Source organism: Marinoscillum furvescens DSM 4134, assembly GCF_003386095.1.
Lineage (GTDB): Bacteria > Bacteroidota > Bacteroidia > Cytophagales > Cyclobacteriaceae > Marinoscillum > Marinoscillum furvescens.
Genome location: NZ_QREG01000001.1, coordinates 49,538 through 70,172 on the forward strand (window position 1 = coordinate 49,538; position 20,635 = coordinate 70,172).

The 20,635-nt window shown below is 47.1% G+C and carries 17 protein-coding genes; 3 read left to right on the top strand and 14 right to left on the bottom strand.

Going from position 1 to position 20,635, the window contains the following annotated elements; genetic code table 11:
* Window positions 1-60: 60 nt before the first annotated feature.
* From C7460_RS00175 to C7460_RS00220, 10 genes are all read right to left on the bottom strand, one after another.
* Window positions 61-2,559 carry a T9SS type A sorting domain-containing protein gene (locus C7460_RS00175; protein WP_115866042.1) on the bottom strand — a complete coding sequence of 833 codons (2,499 nt, stop codon included), beginning with the start codon at window positions 2,557-2,559 and terminating at the stop codon, window positions 61-63.
* A 166-nt stretch (window positions 2,560-2,725) separates the two neighbouring features.
* Window positions 2,726-3,655 (bottom strand): glycoside hydrolase family 43 protein, encoded by a 930-nt coding sequence (locus C7460_RS00180; protein WP_115866043.1) that lies wholly within the window; start codon window positions 3,653-3,655, stop codon window positions 2,726-2,728.
* A gap of 60 nt (window positions 3,656-3,715) precedes the next feature.
* Window positions 3,716-5,104, bottom strand: coding sequence for a rhamnogalacturonidase (locus tag C7460_RS00185; protein WP_115866044.1), 1,389 nt, complete (start codon window positions 5,102-5,104; stop codon window positions 3,716-3,718).
* Between the two features lie 34 nt (window positions 5,105-5,138).
* A complete protein-coding gene (locus C7460_RS00190; RefSeq protein ID WP_115866045.1) occupies window positions 5,139-6,185 on the bottom strand; it encodes a LacI family DNA-binding transcriptional regulator in 1,047 nt (348 codons plus the stop codon).
* A 143-nt stretch (window positions 6,186-6,328) separates the two neighbouring features.
* Window positions 6,329-6,784 carry a hypothetical protein gene (locus C7460_RS00195; RefSeq protein WP_115866046.1) on the bottom strand — a complete coding sequence of 152 codons (456 nt, stop codon included), beginning with the start codon at window positions 6,782-6,784 and terminating at the stop codon, window positions 6,329-6,331.
* Between the two features lie 320 nt (window positions 6,785-7,104).
* Window positions 7,105-8,466 (bottom strand): purine-cytosine permease family protein, encoded by a 1,362-nt coding sequence (locus C7460_RS00200; protein WP_115866047.1) that lies wholly within the window; start codon window positions 8,464-8,466, stop codon window positions 7,105-7,107.
* Window positions 8,467-8,496: 30 nt separating this feature from the next.
* Entirely contained in the window at window positions 8,497-9,648 is a 1,152-nt protein-coding gene (locus C7460_RS00205) for an alpha-hydroxy acid oxidase (protein ID WP_115866048.1), read from the bottom strand.
* A gap of 9 nt (window positions 9,649-9,657) precedes the next feature.
* On the bottom strand, window positions 9,658-11,001 hold the full coding sequence (locus C7460_RS00210; RefSeq protein ID WP_115866049.1) for an FGGY-family carbohydrate kinase: 1,344 nt from the start codon (window positions 10,999-11,001) through the stop codon (window positions 9,658-9,660).
* A 3-nt stretch (window positions 11,002-11,004) separates the two neighbouring features.
* Complete coding sequence (locus C7460_RS00215; protein WP_115866050.1) at window positions 11,005-12,288, bottom strand: TIM barrel protein; 1,284 nt, start codon at window positions 12,286-12,288, stop codon at window positions 11,005-11,007.
* Window positions 12,288-14,387, bottom strand: a complete 2,100-nt coding sequence (locus C7460_RS00220; RefSeq protein WP_115866051.1) for a bifunctional aldolase/short-chain dehydrogenase — start codon at window positions 14,385-14,387, stop codon at window positions 12,288-12,290. The genes C7460_RS00215 and C7460_RS00220 overlap by 1 nt, the downstream gene beginning before the upstream one ends.
* A gap of 143 nt (window positions 14,388-14,530) precedes the next feature.
* Between C7460_RS00220 and C7460_RS00225 the strand changes: the two genes are divergently transcribed.
* Entirely contained in the window at window positions 14,531-15,391 is an 861-nt protein-coding gene (locus C7460_RS00225) for a helix-turn-helix transcriptional regulator (RefSeq protein ID WP_115866052.1), read from the top strand.
* A gap of 758 nt (window positions 15,392-16,149) precedes the next feature.
* On the opposite strand, the gene C7460_RS00230 is transcribed toward C7460_RS00225, so the two are convergent.
* Entirely contained in the window at window positions 16,150-16,461 is a 312-nt protein-coding gene (locus C7460_RS00230; RefSeq protein ID WP_115866499.1) for a helix-turn-helix domain-containing protein, read from the bottom strand.
* 5 nt (window positions 16,462-16,466) lie between these two features.
* A complete protein-coding gene (locus C7460_RS00235; protein WP_115866053.1) occupies window positions 16,467-16,808 on the bottom strand; it encodes a type II toxin-antitoxin system RelE/ParE family toxin in 342 nt (113 codons plus the stop codon).
* Window positions 16,809-17,045: 237 nt separating this feature from the next.
* On the opposite strand from C7460_RS00235, the gene C7460_RS00240 reads away from it, so the two are divergent.
* Together C7460_RS00240 and C7460_RS00245 are read left to right on the top strand one after the other, a co-directional pair.
* Complete coding sequence (locus tag C7460_RS00240; protein WP_115866054.1) at window positions 17,046-17,603, top strand: dihydrofolate reductase family protein; 558 nt, start codon at window positions 17,046-17,048, stop codon at window positions 17,601-17,603.
* A gap of 82 nt (window positions 17,604-17,685) precedes the next feature.
* Window positions 17,686-18,240 carry a hypothetical protein gene (locus C7460_RS00245; RefSeq protein ID WP_115866055.1) on the top strand — a complete coding sequence of 185 codons (555 nt, stop codon included), beginning with the start codon at window positions 17,686-17,688 and terminating at the stop codon, window positions 18,238-18,240.
* Here the strand turns inward: C7460_RS00245 and C7460_RS00250 are convergent.
* Window positions 18,237-19,136 carry a PfkB family carbohydrate kinase gene (locus C7460_RS00250; RefSeq protein WP_115866056.1) on the bottom strand — a complete coding sequence of 300 codons (900 nt, stop codon included), beginning with the start codon at window positions 19,134-19,136 and terminating at the stop codon, window positions 18,237-18,239. The two genes, C7460_RS00245 and C7460_RS00250, sit on opposite strands and share 4 nt — an antisense overlap.
* On the bottom strand, window positions 19,133-20,629 hold the full coding sequence (locus C7460_RS00255; protein ID WP_115866057.1) for a glycoside hydrolase family 32 protein: 1,497 nt from the start codon (window positions 20,627-20,629) through the stop codon (window positions 19,133-19,135). Before C7460_RS00255 ends, C7460_RS00250 begins: the two co-directional genes overlap by 4 nt.
* Window positions 20,630-20,635: the final 6 nt, after the last annotated feature.

Sequence of the window (20,635 nt, forward strand, 5' to 3'; positions counted from 1 at the left end):
ACTCTAAACAATAAAGGCCGATAAAATCGGCCCTCATTGTTCTTAGAATAGCTGGTGTACTTACTTTTTAATGAGCACCTTCGTTTCAATTATTCCACCTGTATTTACAGACACTACATAGTAGCCTTTGGCTAACCCATGAAGGTCTACAGATTTTTCATTCGCTGAAGTCTCCAGATTGATGTAGGCTCTGCCAGACATATCAGTAATGGTAACCTGATGTGGAGCACTATCATCTGCAAATCTTAAGTGAAGTACCTCGCTAGCAGGGTTTGGATAAACCATAAACTGAGCTGCTTGCACTTTATTAGTGGCGGCATCACCTGCTCGTGCTCCTCCGCAGTTGGTAGCAGATCCACCAGCTCCAGAAGGAGTATCACCTTGATTTGTCACATAAAGTTTATCAAGTTTAGTACCTTCTTCACGGTATGCTACGTCAAATGTATGACTACCTGCAGTCAGGCTAAAAGTAACTACCGAGTTGCCATTGTCAGCATTATGTACTTCATCCCAGTGCCAGGATGATCCCGGAGCGATGTTGTTCCATTTGATCCAGGATCCTCCATCCATTCTCACCCAGTATGAATCTTCATCTACAGTAGGAGCAATCACTCGTCCCCATACCTTATAGGAGCCAGTTTCGCTCACATCAAAATTGTAAGTAATTCTTCCATTGGCAGAGCTTGGCGCTGATGACAAGCTATTGTTACCCGCCTGAACAGAAGCGTAAGTACCATTAGAAGCTGATCCATCAGCAGGAGTATTCCAAAGTGACCCTACGGTACCACACTCGGCTTCTAGCCAAACTGTATTGCTGCTTGTGCTTGGCGCATTTACGGTGACCACTACATCATCTGTAGCAGTAGCACCCTGATCATCGGTCACAGTGAGTGTAATCGTATGCGCACCTACAGCCAAAGTAACTGACGGGTTACTGCCTGTAGCTATTTGAGTTCCTCCCTCAGTCCATACATAGCTGGCGATGGTACCATCAGGATCACTACTACCAGTGCCATTAAGGGTCACCGATTCACTACCATTATCATCCGTATCCGTTACCGTCTGATCTGCACCTGCGTCTGCAATTGGAGACTGATTTCCTCCACTTCCGCAATTAGAGGCTGTTTCACCCACCCCTGCAGGAGTATTACCAAGTTCATCAATAAATATTTTATCTAGCTGAGCACCATCTTCACGGTAACCGATATCTAATGTATGACTCCCCGCACTCAGGGTAAAATCAACTACTTGATTGCCATTGTTTTCATCGTGAACCTTATCCCAGTGCCAGGTCGATCCCAAATCAATATTGTTCCACTTGATCCAGTTTCCGCCATCTACACGCACCCAGAAAGAATCATCACTTGCAGTAGGTGCAATTACGCGTCCCCACACATTATAGGTTCCGGCTTGCGCTACATTAAAAGTAAAGTTCAACTGACCACTAGTGCCTGGAGCGCTGGATCCACTGGTATTTCCAGGCTGGATCTCAACAGCCTGCCCATTAGCAGCCGAAACATCGGAGTTGACATTCCACAAAGAACCTACCGTAGCACACTCTGCCTCCAACCAAACTGCATTGGAGCTACTGCTCCCTCCATCACATGGACCCGAAACATTCGCATAGCTACCTGAACCGGACACCGTGGTACCACTATCATTACAACCAGCCTTTACACTGCAGTTGGTTCCATTTTCTATCCAGATTCCAACATCCGAACAGTTTCTAATCTCAGCATAATTCACATGCCCTTCTACAGTTGGTCCAGACTGGACAATAAAAAACCCACGTCCGCAATGCTCTGCCAAAAGGGTATCAGTAGTAATATTATTACAACCATTGGCATAGCGAAGACCTGCATATCCGCCCAACCAGTCACAATTATAAGCGTCTACTTTACTTACAGTTCCATTGAATGTTTTATTAAAAAGAACTCCACACCCTCCGGTATTTCTAGCGGTGATTGTTCCTTCAATTGTCACACCATCGATACTATAAGTTTCCACTCCATGAGAGCCAATATTGTCCACATAAATATCTCTCATGTATAAGTTATACTCCGTATAGTTCCAGGGATTGCTAGACCTACTGTCAATTCGAATTCCGATCCAATCAATATTAGTAAGATTCAAATCGGTAAAACTTAAATTACTGGCCGCACTGCTACGAATTCCATACCCGCCTACCACATTAGTAAGTGTTAAATCGTGTATCTCAAATCCGTCTCTGCTGTTTGAAATCCCCGTTCCTGTAAAGCTACAAGTAAAGGTATTTCCATGCCCATAAAGCTTGACATTACTACCGGGTACATTCAGAGTAGCATCTAAGGTTCCTCCAGTCGTCACATGAACTTCCCTTCCTGTGCCCATACAGCTATTGATAGCTGTGGATAAACTGGAAGAGCTCCCTGCTGTGGTTCCATTGATTCGCCAGTAATAAGTACTGCCTGATTTCCATACCTCATTTGGGTAGGTTTGAGCATGCACTATTACAGCACTCAAGAGCAGCGCAATCAGCGCGAAAGACCGCTTTAAATTTTGGTACATTTTGCTTTTCATTAGTTTAGGTTTATTGGTTAAACAATACTCCAAAACTATGCTGCAATTGCACCAATGATGTTCAAATATTCTTAATTGAAGGGGTGTATTTTGAGAATTTTATTTTTACCAGAGTGTTTGCGAGGCTATTTTTAGAAAATCATCAAAATACTTCAACAACAACGTATTAGTACTGCTTTTGCAAGCGAGTCATCTCTTCTGCTGTAATCGGGATAACAGTACCGTGGCGAGGCTTGAAATCCATTTCACCCGCTATTACTTCAAAGGTTATAAAATCCTCAGTCTTGCAAAATTCGTATTGGCCCCTACGATACACATCATACATAAGGATATAGCCCGATTGATCAATAAGTTGGAATACACAGCCTCCTTCCACATCCCAATCTGATTGATCTACATAGCGATCGTGTACCTCATAGCCGGATGTGAGCGTAGAAGAGCTGGCCATCAATAACCCTTTTTCGCCTTGATCTTCATTTTTAAAAAACAAGTAATACCGACCATCCTTTTTGACAATATCTCCGTCTATACAAGCTGCATCATGATTCAACAAGACTTTTGGAGTAGTCTGTAGCGCAGTAAAACTCTCATTTGCATAGGCATAGTATAGAATATCCTTACCTCCAGGCTGCAGCATAGACCAGTAAACCAAATAACTGTCTTTCTCATCATCATAAATGGTTTGAGGTGCCCACACTCTGGTTACATCTCCAAATTGGTCTGGAAATTCCGTGGCAATATCCACAACACTAGATTCCCAGGTGATCAAGTCTTTAGACCTCAGGAGCACCATAGCTGTATTTTGCCAGCCCATCGCTTTTGTCTTTAGGTCTGTAAGCGTCATGTAATAGCTCCCGTGATGGGTCCGTAAAATATGTGGGTCTCTTACTCCTCCCGAAGTACTGACCTCCTCTGCGTGTACCACCGGGCGGCTTCCATTCAATGCTTTATATTTTAGGCCGTCCGTACTCAGCGCGTAATACACTTGTTCACCAGTGTCTCCACCCAAAAAATAGGCGAACAGATAACCATCGTAAGTCTGTGCATGTGCAGCCAAAGTCATTAGAAATGGTATGATCAATACTAATAATCGCATGAGTATGGCGGTAATAAGATTATCTTAATTAAATGAGGACTCCAAAACAGCCCCCTGATTTCACTCAAAAACCTGAAGTGTTTCCTGCTGATCTTCCGATGCCTGGATGGCTCCTCCCTCCCAGCGCTGGCCATTGATAACCACATTGCTGAGGGTAAGGCCATCAAATAAGGCCGTATCCAGGGCTGCTGCACCCGAGGTGAACTCACAATCCTCCAGCTGAAATGATTGTAACTGATCATGAGCCGTGATGCCTACATCCGCAAACTTCTGTGTTTGCAGGTTGAGTTTTCTAAAGGTAAGATTAGCAGATGTGGATACGGGTGGTGACTGCCTGCCTTTCAGGTCAAAAAATTGAGTCCATGGCTTGATATAAATCCCCGTGTGTACCGACCCGGAAATTTGCTCTAACGTGATGTATTCATATCGCTGGGGAGTATCAGGCCGCATTTTCAGATAGATCAGCCGCTGAGCGCCTTCCACGGTGCAGTTGCGCATCAGTACATTGCGCGTGTGTATGTTTTCACTGCCGCAAGTGAACGTAGAGTGGCAAAACCCATACACATTGTTTTCTATTAGAATGTTTTCATTTGGCCCGTTGTTGGGATCTTCATCTGCCCACGGACCTTTACCCCCCTTAAGCGCTACTGCATCGTCATTCACAGACATGTAGCAGTTTCGGATCAATACATTTTTACATACATCGATATCTATAGCATCGGTACTCGGTGCTTTTACCGGACTTCTTGGCGCCAAAATGCGCACTCCCAGCACTTTTACATTTTCACACTGATACAAATGGGTGGTCCAAAATCCCGAATTCTGTAGGGTAACATCTTGCAACTGTACGTCATCACTATCCCAAATAAATACCAGCCTGGGACGTGAAACTTCTAGATTTGTACAGGCCGGGTTTTCAGCTCTTCGTGCCCAAAATGCCTTCCAAAACTTAAGCCCGTTACCATCTACTACACCTTGCCCCGAAATGGTGAAGCCATCCACTCCGTAAGCATTGATCAATGCTGGAAAATAGTCAAGATTTTGTCCTTCCATGCGCGAAGGCTGCTTTGGATAGTGAGTGATATCATTAGATCCTTTGAGTACTGCTCCTTGCTGCAAATGGAGGTGAGTGCCAGGTTTAAAAAACAATGCTCCAGAATAATACACACCAGGTGGTATAACCACTACCCCTCCACCATTTGAGGACGCCTCATCAATAAGCTGCTGAATCATCTCTGTATGGAGCACTGTGGTATCATAAGGCCCAACTCCATAATCGCTGAGTATATAAGGCGTACCTAGCTCTGCTATGGAAACTCTGGTGGTATCTCGAAACCAGTCAGTTATGGGAGTGCCATCGGGGAAATGATCCTGTATCGGCATTTTTTCGGCTCCACAAGACCAAACAAAAACAGCTAACAATTGAAAAACAACTATTCGATAATTCATAGTGCGTATTAATTTTCAAGAATTTGGAAGGAAATCAGACCAGACTCTCCCGACCAATAGACTCCCTGGAAGTAGATGAATCACGTATCACTAGCTTTGGTGAAATGACCACCTTTTGGGCTACGGCCACTCCATGACCTTCGATGCGTTGAACTAGCAACCTGGCCGCCACACGCCCCATTTCCTGGCTTTGCTGGTCTATCGTGGTAAGAGAAGGCACCAACCATCTGGTAAAAGGTTCATTGCTAAAACCCACCACCTTCACTTCATCAGGTACGTCCACATTAAGCGTATTCAAATAACTCATCACACCTAATGCCATATAGTCACTGGTCGTAAAAAATGCATCGGGTGGATTAGGAGATTTCATTAACCTGGCTGCTGCATCCGCCCCTGACTCGGTAGTGTCATCCACACACACCATCAAATCTTCATTGTGTGCTACACTCGCAGCCTTCAGGGCTGTCAGAAAGCCCCTCATCCGTTCAGCATATAAATCCAGGTGTAGCGGGCCATGCAGAATAGCTATATTGGAACATCCACTACTGATCAAATGACTCACAGCATCAAAAGCAGCCTGAAAATCATCCAGCACTACTTTATCACAGTCTATTTGGAAAGATGACCGATCAAACAAAACGATCGGCTTTTGTTTGTCTTTTAAAGCATTGATATGATCGAATTGATCCGTTTCCCGAGAAAGTGACAGCAATACTCCAGCCACCTGAGTAGCCGACAATGCCTCCAGTGCTTTGATTTCTTTGGCAAGTTGTTCGTTAGATTGTGCCACGATCACCTGATAGCCATGTTGAAGGATTTCATCCTCTACCCCACGGATCACGGATGAAAAAAATGCCGTATCCTGATAGGGCACGATCATCCCGATCAGTTTGGAATGACCGCTGCGTAAATTTGCAGCCATTATATTAGGCTCAAAGTTTAGCTCGCGAGCCAAATCCACCACTCGCTTGCGCATTTGTTTACTGATGCGCGGGTGATCTTTCAATGCCCTTGATACCGTAGACGGTGAGACATTGAGCTTTTCAGCGAGGTGATATATGGTGGTTTTTTCGGGTTTCAAAAGGGTGAATTAGGTAATAAAAACTAGAGGGGCCTCAATACCTATGGCTTGCTATACTCACACATCGGATACTAAAAATGAGTTACCAAGAAAGCCAAGAGACATGAGGCCCCTGCTTATCCATTTGAATCGACTATCATGGATCAGTTTGCATTCAATATTATATTAAACTCACCAAGACCACCTACTCTGCTATCTGACTGTACAGTAGCAAAATTAACTGTAAGCTGATCTTTAGCAGCTGAAAGCGTAACAGTAGAAGTACCATTGATCTCCAGATTTTCCGGAACGAGGTTTACTGTTACATCAGAAATACTTCCATCTTCAGCTACTGTATAGGTACCCCCTGTAGCGTAAGACTCAATATTTCCTGTCAATTGAAACCCAGTCTCTGTAAAAGTAGCCGTAACTCCAGAGGCATCTATTTCTGTATTAGCAAAACTAGATGAGGCATCAACAGTCCAAGTACCTTGCAGTGCAGTCAACACAAGATCTCTTTCAGTTTCCGTTACGGTGTTGTCATCGTCTTTCTTACATGAACTCACAGCAATCATCATGGCTACCACTGCAAACGCCAAAAGTTGTTTCATACTTTTCATAATCTCAGTTTTAGGTTTTTTGATTTATAATTTCACTGATTTAGTCGATAGTCAATCCGAAAACTGGTCAAGCTGCAGCAGCACCTCGCCAGCATTTAGATCTCTTATCGAGGTATCAAAAGTAGGTGAACATACAGACGCAGAGTACTCGAAAATTCGTAATATGGAGGGGGGAATCTCGTAATTTCATAGAAAAACGTTCCTTTCAGGTACAAATTGGGGCGATTGGAAGACTGAACCCGCTTGAATACCACACTCCATTGTTTGTTACATGCAAACACACTCCTACCAGTTTTGACAAGAGTGCTACACCTCCTCCACTACTTCTTTTTCATCACATAATAGAGCACTCCACATGCCAACCACGCCGGGAGGGTGAGGTACGACAGGAATACACCGAAGTATACGGACACAAAGTAGAAAACCACGGCAGATACCACCCACGCACCGAAGACTTTCACATCGAAGGATTTGGTAGTGGCCTGGAGCCTGGTGCCGTTGATAAAAAAGTGGTCAAACACAATCACCGCTCCCATTGGTGCCAAAATAAATCCATATAGCGCCACAAAATCGAGGAGTTTCATCGCAAAGGCGGGGAACAAACCAGCGATGGTCGCCACTGTACCAGCCACGATGGTCACCCAAAACGTAGACAGCCTGGGCAAGATCGCCTGGAAAGCCAGTCCTGCCCGATAGATGGTAGGGTTGGCTGTGGTCCAGCCTGCCAATACCACCACAACGATCCCGAAGATCCCGATAGCATTGTAAGCCAGGGGACCCGGTGCCACAGACGGTGCCTGACCGGACTGCAAAAGCTGCTGTACATCAGGAGACTGCAAGTACACCGCATACAGCAGAGCTGCAGCGACCCAAGCCATGTAGTGGCCCACATACATACCTGCAGCGGTGGTCCAGCCAGCCTGTGGAGATTTGGCAAAACGAAATACAGACAAATCCGACATCCCTATGTGCATGGCGCCATTGGCAAACCACGACCAAAAGATCACGTGCCAGATGGTGTATTTGATCTGACCAGGGAAGGGCTCCGAACCTTCACCCCAGATGTTCCAGAAATCTGCAAAAGAACCTACTTCTAGCTGCACCAGCGCAACGATGCCCGCCGCTACAAAACCCAGCACAATGACCGGAGCCATGAAATTGGCAGCTTTGGCAACCGTATCATAGCCACGAGCCGCAATGATGGATATCACCGCTCCCACAGCCAGCACGATAACCACCCAGGTAAAGCTGTTGGGCATGGTATCAGTAAGGCGTGGCATCTGCATATCAAACGGCACTCCTACAGCTGTAGCCGAAACGGTGATCATCGACCCGGCCAGGAAGCAAAACAGCACCCCATTGGCCAGGTTGTAAATACTCACAAGCTTTTTGCCACAGATCTTTTCCAGCTGATAATACAAAGTAAGCCGGTGCTTCACCGCCACTTCGGCAGTAAGAAATCTCCAGGAAAGTACGGCCAGCAGGTTGCCTACCAGCAGCCCAATGATCAGGTCAAAAGCACTGACGCCAGTGGTCAGAAACAATGGACCAATGACAAACTCGGTACCGGCAGCATGCTCACCGGCATACATGCCCAAAAAATTCTTCCAGCTTTTGAGCTTCGACTGTGGGACAGGTTCTCTTTCAAACTCTCCGCTGCTTACTGCTTGTTGTTCTTCCATGGTATAGGTTAATGTGAAACGGTTTAAAAATTAAGATTTGATCAGGTGATGGCTAAGCTCCTGAGGCTGCGCACAGCACAGCTGGCTCATGACCTGATAAAGTTGTTTTTTGAGGATAGAAATGGTGTGATCTCCTCCCCTGCTTCCCAACGCAGATACTCCATACATAAAGGACCTGCCCAAAAAGGCAAACTCCGCTCCAGCCGCAAGGCTGGAGGCAATGTCTGGCCCTGTACGGATGCCACTATCCATCATGATGGCTATTTGGTCCTTGTACTGCTCCACGATAGGATGCAAAGCGCCGATGGAAGACTCCCCATGATCGAGCTGACGTCCGCCGTGATTGGAGACGATGACGCCATCCAGGCCGAGTTTTACGCATTTCTCCACATCCTCGGTGCTAGCCACGCCTTTCATCACCAGCTTTCCTTTCCACTGATCACGAATGGCTTTCAGGCGGTCTTCATTTAGCCGCCCATCAAAAGTCTTATTCATAAAAAGCCCCAGGTGCTTGAGGCTCATCCCTTTGGGGATGTAGGGCTTGAGGGTCTTAAACTCCGGAGTACCTGCCAGCAAAGTATGTATAGCCCATTTGGGGCATCCCATGATTTGCAGGATGTTTCGAAGGGTAAGCTTTGGAGGTATAGAAAGTCCATTGATGATCTCCTTGGATCGGTACCCAAATGTGGGCACATCCGCCAGCACCACCAATACCGGATACTCTGCTGCCGCTGCCCGGTCGAGCAGGTCCTTGCGCAGGCTATCCTCTGCTGGGTGATACAGCTGAAACCAGGCATTTCCCTCGGTGATCTCACTGATTTTTTCCAGACTGGCAGTACCTACCGTACTCAGTATGTAAGGGATGTTATGCTCAAAAGCGGCTTTGGCCAAAATCTCCGATGCCCGGGGCCACATAAGCCCCTGCAAACCTATAGGAGCAATACCAAAAGGTGCCGCATAGGTTTTGCCCATTAGCTCCACCTCCAGCGACGGGTTGATCACCTCCCGTAAGTAATAGGGTTTGAGCTGCAAGTCGCGGATTTCATCCGTGTTGCGCTTGAGGTTTACCTCTGCATTGCAGCCTCCATCCAGGTATTCGAATGCAAATCGCGGAATGCGTTTGCGAGCTCGCTCTCGTAGGTAAGGAATATCCGGGTAGTTGGAGTTGATATATTCTTTCATGTGTGGAGGTTAATGGCTTTCGTTTAGAAAATACTGGCTATAAAAATCACTATTCAGTGCTTCATCTGCAACCTCCAGGGCCGCACCCAGCGAAGATCCCAGCGGAGCGGAGATGGTCCGTATTTCCAGATGGGGAAAGGCATTTTGCAATAACTGCACAAACACCTGATTGTCTGCAAATCCCCCGTCGATATAGATTTTTGCGATAGCTGCTCCTTCCAATGCCAGCTGGAGCTGAGCCACCTGCACCTCTACCAGCTCCACCATCAACTGATGATAGGCCGCTTCATACGTGGCGATGCCCGTTAAATCGGTCTGCTCCGGATTGGGAATTGTGCCTCGATCTAATATCTCCATGCGAAACCTGCGAGGCATTTCTTTGATCAGCGATGGTTCGAAAGTGACCTGCTTGTGCCGGTCCTCAGACACCCCATAATGATCCGCCAATACCTGCACCTGATGGCTATACTCACTTCCTAGAAAAAGCCTGGACACCCGAACGGGTGCTCCATCTGTCCGAAGAAAATTGAGGCAGTCGCTGGCCAGGTGCTGCTCAGTAAGCTGCTCCTCACTAAATGGATTCATGGCAATGCTCCATGTGCCCGTAGAAAGCAATACGAAAGGCTCCTCACTCATCTTGAGGTAAGGCAGCAAGGCCGCCGAACTGTCATGAATGCCCACACCTACCTGTACCTCTTTTCCGCCAAGGTGAGCACTGACCCACTGATGCTCCGCAATAGGCGCCATCAGCTGATCCAATCCTTCTGCCTTCACCCACTGATGGTAGTCATTTTGGGCAAAATCCCAAAGATTGGTATGGCAACCAATGCTCGTATACTCACTGAATTGCTGACCAGAAAACACATAACTGAGGTACTGAGGGAAATGTAGCGATCGATGAATTTTCTTAAAAACTTCAGGCTTTCGATGCTTGAGCCAATAAAGCTGCATGCCGGAATTGAGCATCGCCATTTGTGGTGATGCTGTTGCAGCAGCTAGTTGCGCTTTAGGTCCGTAATCACTATAAAATTGATCCAGCAATTCCGGTGGATACGGCTTGAGGTAATTGTATAAACAACTTACGGGCCGGCCTGATTCATCTAAATGAACCAGACTAGCGCCGTATGTTGAGTAATTAATCGACTGAAGGTCGTAATGCTCAGCAGCCAGCACCGGATCGAGCTGTGCATGCATCCAGGATACAATGGCTTCCAAATCATCGCATGGATCACCATCTTCATCCTGTATTTCAGGAATGGTGATGTACTCCTTGTGAAGCTCATTGAGCTGCTGATCAAAAAGCACAAACTTTTTGTTGGTTTTACCTATATCAAATACTGCCGTTACTTTCATGGATTACAATCCTGTAGCTACCACTGTTTTACCTCGCTCTCCTATCAGTTGTCCACGCACATCCAGCTTGCGATACAGCCCCAGAGGATCTAGCGCTCCACCTGCCATGGCACGAGCGGCCGCCACTATGGGGCGCACATCGGTACGGTAGGCTCGCTGCAAGATTTCCTGACACATGGTCACATCATGATTGCGCTGTGCTTCTTCCAGCGCCTGCTGATCTACCAGCAAGGCCTGCGCATAGGCGATGCTAATGGCTTCCAGTGACTGCATCAGGTCCTCGATCGGGTCTTTCACATTGTGGCTGGCATCGATCATCCAGGCCAGTGGAGGATTCCCTGCATCATTGTTTTGCATACCATATACCAGCTCATTGAAAATCAAAAACAGCTGATAAGGCTTGATGCTACCACAGGTAAGGTCATCGTCACCATACTTGCTATCATTGAAGTGAAAACCTCCAAGACGGCCTTTGGCCATCAAGGTAGCTACAATTTGCTCAATGTTGGTATTGGGCAGGTGATGTCCTAAATCCACCAGCGTGTGTGCTCGTTCTCCACAGCCTTCGGCTAGCATGAGCGAGGTACCCCAATCCTGGATGACCGTGGAGTAGAAGTTAGGCTCGTATGGCTTATACTCTACCAGTAGCTTCCAGTCTTGTGGCAGGTGGCTGTAGATTTCATGCAGGGACTCCTGCGTGTTTTGTAGCGCCTTTCGGAAATTGTTTTGTCCCGGAAAAGATGCTCCGTCTGCCAACCATACGGTGAGTGCATTGCTACCCAGCTCCTGTCCATACTGGATCACCTCGATGTTGTGATCAATTGCCAGCTGTCTGCTTGCTTTTTCAGAATTGCTCAGCGAGCCGTGTTTGTAACTAAACGGCTGCCCCTGCTGATCCTGAAAGGTGTTGGAATTCATGGCATCAAAAACAATCCCATGCTCCTCCGCACGTTGCTTGATCGCGGCTGTGTCTTTGGGAATATCCCACGGAATGTGCAGTGAAATGGCTCCTGCAGTCTGAGTAAGTGCATGGATCACACCTACGTCATCCAGTTTATCCTCCAGACTACCTGGCTCCCCACCAATCGAAAATCTCCCGAAGCGCGTACCTCCGGCACCCAGTGCCCAGCTAGGGATGGCTACCTGAAAGTCTTTCAGCTGATCAAGCAACAGGGAGAGTGTGACTCCCTGCTTACTCAACTGCGCGTCTAAAAAAGCTAAGTGCGCTTCGTTATCTGCCTGATGCTCCTCGTTGTGAGCGGCTATATGTTCTTTGCTAATTCGCATTATCTTACAAAAGCTTCAGCCATTCCACCATCTACGTTGATCGTATTGCCGGTACTCTTGTCCAGTATGGCTGTCACGGCAAAAACACCATTGGCAATATCCTCAGGACGGATGATTTCATTCATCAGGTTTCGCTTCGCATAAAATGCCGGAAGCTCCTCCACGGTGATACCATAGGCTTTTGCTCTACCTTCAGCCCATTCGCCTTCCCAGATTTTGCTACCTACGATCACCCCATCAGGGTTTACGGTATTTACGCGGATCTTGTGAGGGCCGAGCTCAGCAGCCAGCAACCTTGTCATGTGTTGCTGTGCAGCTTTGGCCGTGCCATAGCCTACATTGTTTTTACCTGCTACGAGTCCATTCTTACTGGCTATGTTGACGATATCGCCACCAAAACCTTGCGTTTTCATGATCTCCACACCTTTTTTGGCCATGTTAAACTGACCTTTTACCAGTACATCTTGGAGGATGTTCCAGTCTTTGAGTGTAGTATCTTCCAATGGCTTGGAAATCGCCAGACCTGCCGAATGCACCACAATATCTACCCCTCCAAACTCGAGACTTGCTTGCTTATAAGCCTTGTCGATGGAGCTTTCGTCAGACACGTCGCATACACCATAAGCCGAAATATCTCTTTTGTAAGTAGCGTTTGCCACCTGCAGACGGTCATCGTCTATATCTGTGAGAAATACATTGGCACCCTCTGCAGCCAGTTTATCAGCAATGGCTTTGCCAATACCACCACCTGCACCGGTGATGATAGCCACTCTTCGTGAAAGGGGCTTTTCCGGAGGCATACGCTTGAGCTTGTCTTCCTCGAGCAGCCAGTATTCGATATCGAAGGCTTCCTGACGGGGAAGTGCGGTATACTCGGTGATGGCCTCTGCACCACGCATCACATTGATAGCATTGATGTAAAACTCAGATGCCACGCGAGCGGTCTGCTTGTTTTTGGCAAACGTAAACATGCCCACACCCGGGTAAAGGATCACTACAGGGTTCGGGTCACGCATAGCCGGGCTATTGTCGCGCTTACAGTTTTGGTAGTATGCTTCGTATTCTTTTCTGTATTGCTCAAAAGCAGGTGTGATTTTCTCTTTGATGGCTGCTGGATCTGAAAGGTCCTCATCAGGTGCGATTTCAAGCACCAAAGGCTGGATCTTCGTACGCAGGAAGTGGTCAGGACATGAAGTACCCAGTGGTGCCAGTCGGTCCAGGTCGTTGCTATTCACAAACTGAAGCACCCGTTCGTCATCGGTGAAGTGACCGATCATTTTGTTGTAGCTAGAGCAAAGCCCTCGCAATACCGGCGCAAGTTGTGACGCTTGAGCTTTGCGCTGATCACCTTGAAGGCTTTCGATGCGCGAACCTCCAAATACAGGCCCTTTGGCACCTTCGCGCTCAGCGATATAGCTGGATGCAGCTTCGATCACTTCGAGGCTGTTCATGTAACACTCATAGCTGGTGTCTCCCCAGGTAAACAGTCCGTGGCTTCCCAGCACGATACCGCGGATACCCGGATTGTCATTGAGGCATTTTTCCAGCTGTAGGCCCAGGTCGAAACCGGGACGCTGCCAGGGAACCCAACCCATGGTGTCTCCCCAGATTTCTTTGGTGATGGCCTCACTGTCTTTGGCGGCAGCCACGGCGATCAATGCATCGGGGTGCAGGTGATCGATGTGCTTGAATGGCAACAATCCGTGTAGCGGCGTATCGATAGAAGGTGCGCGGCTGTCCAGATCGTGCAGACAGTGGTAGTAAAGGGGTACAATTTCGTCTTCAAACTCAATACCACGGTAGGCGTTTTTCAGGTTTCTGATCTTGTCTGTATACAAGCCTGCAATTCCGTCTCTGGTAAGCGTTCCGATATCTCCTCCAGAACCTTTTACCCACAGCACTTCGCGTTCTTCACCCGTCAGCGGGTCCTTTTCCATGGTCTTGCAGGAAGTGTTGCCCCCACCATAGTTGGTGATGCGCAGGTCCTGACCAAGGATATTGGATCGGTACAAGAAAAGTGCTACCTGATCGTCTCCCAATTTATCTGCCTGGGCATCATCCCAGAGATAGTCTACGTGTTTGAATTCTTTTAACTTCATCTTACTACTATTTGAAATCGTCTAATACGTCCTTAATTACTTATTTTGATTTTGCTGATTTTTCAGTAAAACGAATTTAGAGTGTTATAATCATATGTTTTTGCATCAAATGGCATTACGTTTGCACTTTTTGACATGAGCTTATGAATGACTATTTTTCCTACACTACCTCCAGCCCTGAGGACAAGCAGTGGGGGCTATACCTGACGGTGAGCGGCAGGCACACCGCCGCTCCAGGGTCTGTTTATCCTCAAAAAGCTCATCCATCGGGGTACTTCTTTGAATGGGAGTCCGGGAGGGTGCTGAGTGAGTACCAGCTCATTTTCATTTCGGATGGATTTGGACATTATGAAACTGCACATGGCAGCTATGACGTGAAGCCCGGAACACTGCTGCTCGTGGAGCCGGACATCCGCCACCGGTATCGCCCCGACCCGGCGACTGGCTGGACGGAATATTATGTAGGTTTCAATGGGCATCTGGCAGCGCATTTCATTGCGAGTACTTTTGGGCAACACCACGCATCTGTGCACTACAGTGAAAACCAGATGGAGTTTATAGATACTTACCAGAAAATCCATGACCTGGTAGCCGAACAAAAGCCAGCCTACCATCAGATCGCTTCGGGACTGATTCTAAAACTGCTGGGCTATGTAGCCGCCCAGGAGAAGGCTCGACTGATCGATAATATACACGTGGAGCAGCTGGTAAGTCGTGCGAAAGACTACATGTGGAAGCATGTGCACAGCGAAGTGGATTTTCAGGCGTTCTCTCGGGAGCAGTCGGTGAGTTATTCCTATTTCCGCAAGGCCTTTAAGCTCTACACGGGCATTGCCCCGCATCAGTTTTACCTGGACCTCAAAATCATGCGTGCCAAGGAGCTGATCATCGCTACCGACAAGAGCATTAAGGAAATCACCTTTGAGCTGGGGTTTGACTCCATCCATTACTTCAGCCGGATCTTTAAGAAAAAGACAGGCCAGGCACCGAGTAATTTTCGGTGAGGCAAAAGTTTAGATGGGGAGGACTAACCTATTCCGTTACAGAACATCCCCAATAAACCCTGGAGGTTTTGAAAACCTTCAAGGTTTGAGGTCGGCAAAGGCAAAACCTGTCAGGGTCCCAGTAATTTTAGGACGGGTCCCCACCCACCTCTGCTAAACATTGAGCGGTCCTTGCTAAACATTGAGGGCTTCATGTTGCGCATTGAGGAGTCCTTGCTAAACATTGAGCACCACTTGTTGCGCATTGAGGGGTCCTTGCTTAGCATTGAGCACCACTTGTTGGACGTTGAGAGGTCCTTGCTTAGCATTGAGCACCGCTTGTTGGACGTTGAGAGGTCCTTGCTTAGCATTGAGGGGTCCTTGTTGTACATTGAGCGCCGCTTGTTAGGCATTGAGTGGTCCTTGCTTAGCATTGAGTATTGTGTAGTAAGCCTCGTTGGCGCGAGCGTTTCGCTCGTATCCAATGAAAAGTAATCCTGATCCTCCGCAGCGTTCGCAGTGCCATTGACCACTCCCCGACACTTTTATCTTCCCCTGAGACTTTTTGTCTTTCCCCTGGCGTTTTTTAGGCTCCCCCCGGGACCTTTACCCTTTCCCCAGGCGACTAGACTGCTCCCCCCGAATTATTAACCCTTCCCCCGGGATCTATGAGGTGTCCCCGGTGTTTTTAAGCGTCCCCCGGGTATATCTATCCTCCCCTCGGCGGAGGGAAGGTGAAAATCAAACATGATTACCTTGATTTATTCGCCAGTAATACCTTATGCGATATCCATGCGCTGATTCAGAAGTTCAACATTAAAATTAACCTTTGCATTGAGCGCTCGAAAAACCTTAATAATGGTTTCAAATCGGGCATCAGTTAAGCTATTCTCAATTTTGGAAATTTGGGCTTTCTTCACCCCAACAAGTTCACCGAGTTGTTCTTGTGTAAGATTTCGTTTCTTGCGGGCCTCTTTTATTGCCTGCCCTAACAAATCCATACGCAACTCATATTCAAAAGCATCTCGTTTCCGAGTTCCCTTTTTGCCTATGTGCTTATCCGTTAATTCCTCAAGTGAATAAGTTTTCATATCCTTCATTTTTTCTTATCCTTAAAATACTGCACCCGCAAGCGTTCCACTTTTTCAATTTCAGATTTAGGCACTTTCCCGGTTTTCTTTATCATCCCATGTGTTGATATAACCAAAGTGTCATGTTTATCAGACTTATCCCAAAAAGCAAAAAGTCTATAGTAAGTCTTACGATAGAGCGTTCGAAATTCCCAAACCTCTCCTTTTAGCTTTTTAAAAAGTTCCCTATCGTTAACTCGACGTGACTTCCAGATATTGAAAAGGATTTTTTCCCGAGCCTTATCCTCGAGTTCTTCTATAAACTCAGCGGCCTCTTCCAGAAATGCTACGCGAAATTTATCCTTCACAATGCGTTTTTATGATAAAGTTAATTGTTTCCTAAATAGGAAACAAGAGTAGAAGATGCTGCATCCTCAGATTCGACCGATCTCAGCTGGAGACCAGTAAGGAAGAGCTTCGTCATCCGAATAATCGCCAACAGCATTTTTCTCTTCACCCGGTATTTTGCCCAACAAGTCAAACACTCCAATACCACGATATTGTATTAACTTGGTCGCTAGTCCGGACTCGTTGAAACTAATTCCATGCGCAAACTCTCTCTATTCATCGCTACCAGCCTCGATGGCTACATTGCCAAGCCAAATGATGACCTGGAGTTTCTCAAACTCGTAGAAAAAGAAGGTGAAGATTATGGCTACATGGAGTTTATCAGCACCGTAGACACGATCATCATCGGCCGCAAGACGTACGATTATGTGGTAAAGGCGATAGGTTCCGAACACTACGACAATGGGAAGCACGATGTGTATGTCATCACCCGTACACCCAGGCCCAGCAGTGGTCGTACGACCTTTTACACGGGCCATCCAGCGGACCTTGTACGAGATCTCAAAACCAGGGATGGCCAAAACATCTATTGCGATGGGGGCGCAGAGGTAGTCAACGAACTCGTAAAACAAGATCTGGTAGATGAAATGACTATTTCCATCATACCTATCTTACTTGGGGAGGGTGTCCGCTTGTTTCAAGATCATAGACCCGAGCAGCAGCTAGAGCTGATCAAAACCAAATCATTCGATACCGGCCTGGTACAGCTGCACTACAAGCGCAAACTGTTAGCAGGCCGTCATTTTTCGATCTAAAAACGCTCCACCATACCGCAATCCCTACACACGAAATCTTCACTTTTACCGTTAGCGTGGAGGACTAAGGAAGAGAAACGACATGAAGGGACTTTTGACGGCACTCGTCATCCTGGCATCACTGGGTGCTTACAGCCAAAAATACGGCACCACGCTCGGGCTACGACTGGGCAATGACATCACCCGCACCATAGGTATCACGGCCGAGCAGCGACTATTTAAAAGAATCACCGCTGAGGGCATCCTACAGAGTGACCTCAGCCGAAACCATACCGCACACCTACTGATCCGGCGCCATTACCCACTGCTCTCCAAACGGCTCACCATCTTTACAGGTGCAGGTGCATCCCTCGGACTCGAAGAAAGCAAGAAAGAAGTAAGCTCCACTCAAGAAGTAATCACCACTTATGGTAATGAAACGCTAGGCATAGACCTGATGGTAGGTGCAGAACTTACGCTGTTAGGCTTCAGCGTGTCGTTAGACTATAAGCCCAACATCAACCTGGCAGGCCGTGAGTCATGGATCAAAAACCAGGTAGGTGTATCGGTACGTACGGTGCTGATCAAAGACCGCCAGCGAAAAAAGAACCAACGCCAGCGCAAACGTGCCAGGCGTAAGAAAGACCGACAAAACTAGCCCTCAGAAAGCAGTTCAACTTTTCGTTTAAGGCCAGGTGGATATAAAGGCACAGCGCCACTTTCAGACACCACAAACCCACCTACCAAATTGCCCATACGAGCCGACTTGAGAGCATCTCCGGTTTTCAAGTAACTAGTAAGAAATGCCGCACAAAATGCATCACCCGCTCCTACAGTGTCTTTTACTTTCGCAGCCTTACTCTCCACCTCTCTGCGCACTGCACCTTCTACTATGGTACATCCTTCGCCTCCCCGAGTAATGATATAGGTCTTGATATTTGGGTAATCTGTTTGGAGCTGAGTTATAAACCCACCAATATCCATCACCTTATCGTAAAGCAGTTTACTCATCACCACAACTTCATCATCGTTCATTTTGGCAATGGTGCACAATACAAAGGACTGTTCCAGTATTGCTTTCGTGAAGCCACCTTTTCTGAGGTTAACATCAAAAAATACGGTTTCAAATGTGGACTGCCCTATAATCTGGTTCAGTGCAATGCGCGATTGCTCATTTCGTTGAGCCAGGGTGCCGAAATAAAAGGCCTTAAAATTTCTAAAATCAGAAATATCTAGCATCTCAGCATCTATGTAGTCATAGGCTACATCTTCGCGAATACGATAGCTCGGCTGGCCATTTTCGAGAACAACCATTACCTGTCCGGTCGTGTGGTTATTTTGCTGCACCCACTTCGTGGACACATTGAGTGCTTTCATTCGCATCAATGCCTCTTCACCAAGTTTATCTTTGCCTACAGCAGACACTATGGCAGATTCGCCACCACACTGCACTACATGTGCGGCAAAGTTGAGCGGTGCTCCTCCAAAGTGCTTTTCACCTTCGATAAAATCCCAGAGTACTTCTCCAAACGCCAGTACTTTCATTGCACTCATAATTCCTCTTGTTGCTCCCCCCAAATACTTTTCAATGCAACCATCTTCATTTGGCCAGGGCCGGATAATTGCACCCTTTCAAAACTATGCTCTGGAAATACCAAATTGGTCATGACCAGTTCTCCCTCATTGACAAATACCTCTACCGAACTCCTATCCATATATACAGTCAGTGTGACCGGCACTATGTCACCCAATGAAGCGGTATGTCTGGCAGCAAATACGTCACTAAAGGCTGACTTTCCAGCTTTGGATCGATCGACTACCAGTTGCTCTTCTTCTATGACTATGACCAGCATTTCGCCCTGAGCGTTTTTTATGCTTACTCTGGTACCCTGAGCCACTTTATTTACCATTATCTTTTGTGTTGCACTGGTTAGCTTTAGATCAGATCCCATAGCCTGCTCACCAACTATCAGTGACTGCAGTTCTTGCACTGGTTTTGATTGCAACAGGTAATTGTTTTTTTGCTTGAGCAACACCAACTCCCTCGGAATGGTCATCGCACTGCGCCAGGTGTATGTAGGCACTACATTGGCATACTGCCAATTGCTCATCCATCCGATAAACAAACGCCTGCCATCACTATCAGGAATATCTGACCAGGTAACCCCAGCATAATTATCTGCTCCATAGTCCAACCATCGTGTCTGCTCGTCTTCTGGAGTAAACACATCACCGTCAAACGCTCCTACAAAATACTGGGTGGCAGACCCTCCCTGAGGACCACCAGGATTAATGCTCACGAGCATCACCCATTTAGACTCGCCACCAGCTATAGGTAGCTCAAATAAATCCGGGCATTCCCACACACCACCATGAGCTCCTATTTCGGCACCAAATTCGCTTTTTTTTTCCCAATTGATTAAATCTGGTGATGCATAAATATGCACCCGGTCTTTCACAGCTAGTATCATGCGCCAACTTTGGTCTTTGTCATACCAAAAAACTTTAGGATCCCGGTAGTCGATAATCCCGGGATTGGGAAGCACTGGATTGCCTTCATACTTCGTCCAGGTGCGTCCTTTGTCCAGGCTGTAGGCTATTCCCTGGGTTTGATAATCAATTTGACCTTCGCTTGCTCCCACAGGATCATGGTAAGTATAAATTGCCACCATAGCGGGTTTATCGTTGGCACCAAAACCAGTGGTGTTATGCCGGTCTACCACTGCGCTCCCGCTAAAGATGTATCCTAGCGAATCTGGATAAAGCGCAATTGGCAGGTGCTCCCAGTGAACCATATCGGTAGATACCGCATGCCCCCAGTGCATGGGGCCCCACACATTGCTATCTGGATAGTGCTGGTAAAACAAGTGATACTCTCCCTCGAAATACACCATACCATTTGGGTCATTCATCCACTGAGCAGGTGGAGTGAAGTGGTATTGGGGGCGATACTCCTCTCCATCAGCTTGAACAGATGGCTGTTGCTTTTTGACGTGTGCGGTACACCCTAAGAGCATGACCGCAAATAGTATGATGCTAAATTTCATCTTGAG

What these genes read in the sequence shown, in the direction of transcription:
- C7460_RS00240 (WP_115866054.1), top strand. Translation starts at nt 17,046, where the DNA reads ATGCGCAAACTCTCTCTATTCATCGCTACCAGCCTCGATGGCTACATT.
- C7460_RS00225 (WP_115866052.1), top strand. Translation starts at nt 14,531, where the DNA reads ATGAATGACTATTTTTCCTACACTACCTCCAGCCCTGAGGACAAGCAG.
- C7460_RS00205 (WP_115866048.1), bottom strand. Translation starts at nt 9,648, where the DNA reads ATGAAAGAATATATCAACTCCAACTACCCGGATATTCCTTACCTACGA.
- C7460_RS00215 (WP_115866050.1), bottom strand. Translation starts at nt 12,288, where the DNA reads ATGCGAATTAGCAAAGAACATATAGCCGCTCACAACGAGGAGCATCAG.
- C7460_RS00200 (WP_115866047.1), bottom strand. Translation starts at nt 8,466, where the DNA reads ATGGAAGAACAACAAGCAGTAAGCAGCGGAGAGTTTGAAAGAGAACCT.
- C7460_RS00250 (WP_115866056.1), bottom strand. Translation starts at nt 19,136, where the DNA reads ATGAGTGCAATGAAAGTACTGGCGTTTGGAGAAGTACTCTGGGATTTT.
- C7460_RS00210 (WP_115866049.1), bottom strand. Translation starts at nt 11,001, where the DNA reads ATGAAAGTAACGGCAGTATTTGATATAGGTAAAACCAACAAAAAGTTT.
- C7460_RS00195 (WP_115866046.1), bottom strand. Translation starts at nt 6,784, where the DNA reads ATGAAAAGTATGAAACAACTTTTGGCGTTTGCAGTGGTAGCCATGATG.
- C7460_RS00230 (WP_115866499.1), bottom strand. Translation starts at nt 16,461, where the DNA reads ATGAAAACTTATTCACTTGAGGAATTAACGGATAAGCACATAGGCAAA.
- C7460_RS00175 (WP_115866042.1), bottom strand. Translation starts at nt 2,559, where the DNA reads ATGAAAAGCAAAATGTACCAAAATTTAAAGCGGTCTTTCGCGCTGATT.
- C7460_RS00185 (WP_115866044.1), bottom strand. Translation starts at nt 5,104, where the DNA reads ATGAATTATCGAATAGTTGTTTTTCAATTGTTAGCTGTTTTTGTTTGG.
- C7460_RS00180 (WP_115866043.1), bottom strand. Translation starts at nt 3,655, where the DNA reads ATGCGATTATTAGTATTGATCATACCATTTCTAATGACTTTGGCTGCA.
- C7460_RS00245 (WP_115866055.1), top strand. Translation starts at nt 17,686, where the DNA reads ATGAAGGGACTTTTGACGGCACTCGTCATCCTGGCATCACTGGGTGCT.
- C7460_RS00255 (WP_115866057.1), bottom strand. Translation starts at nt 20,629, where the DNA reads ATGAAATTTAGCATCATACTATTTGCGGTCATGCTCTTAGGGTGTACC.
- C7460_RS00220 (WP_115866051.1), bottom strand. Translation starts at nt 14,387, where the DNA reads ATGAAGTTAAAAGAATTCAAACACGTAGACTATCTCTGGGATGATGCC.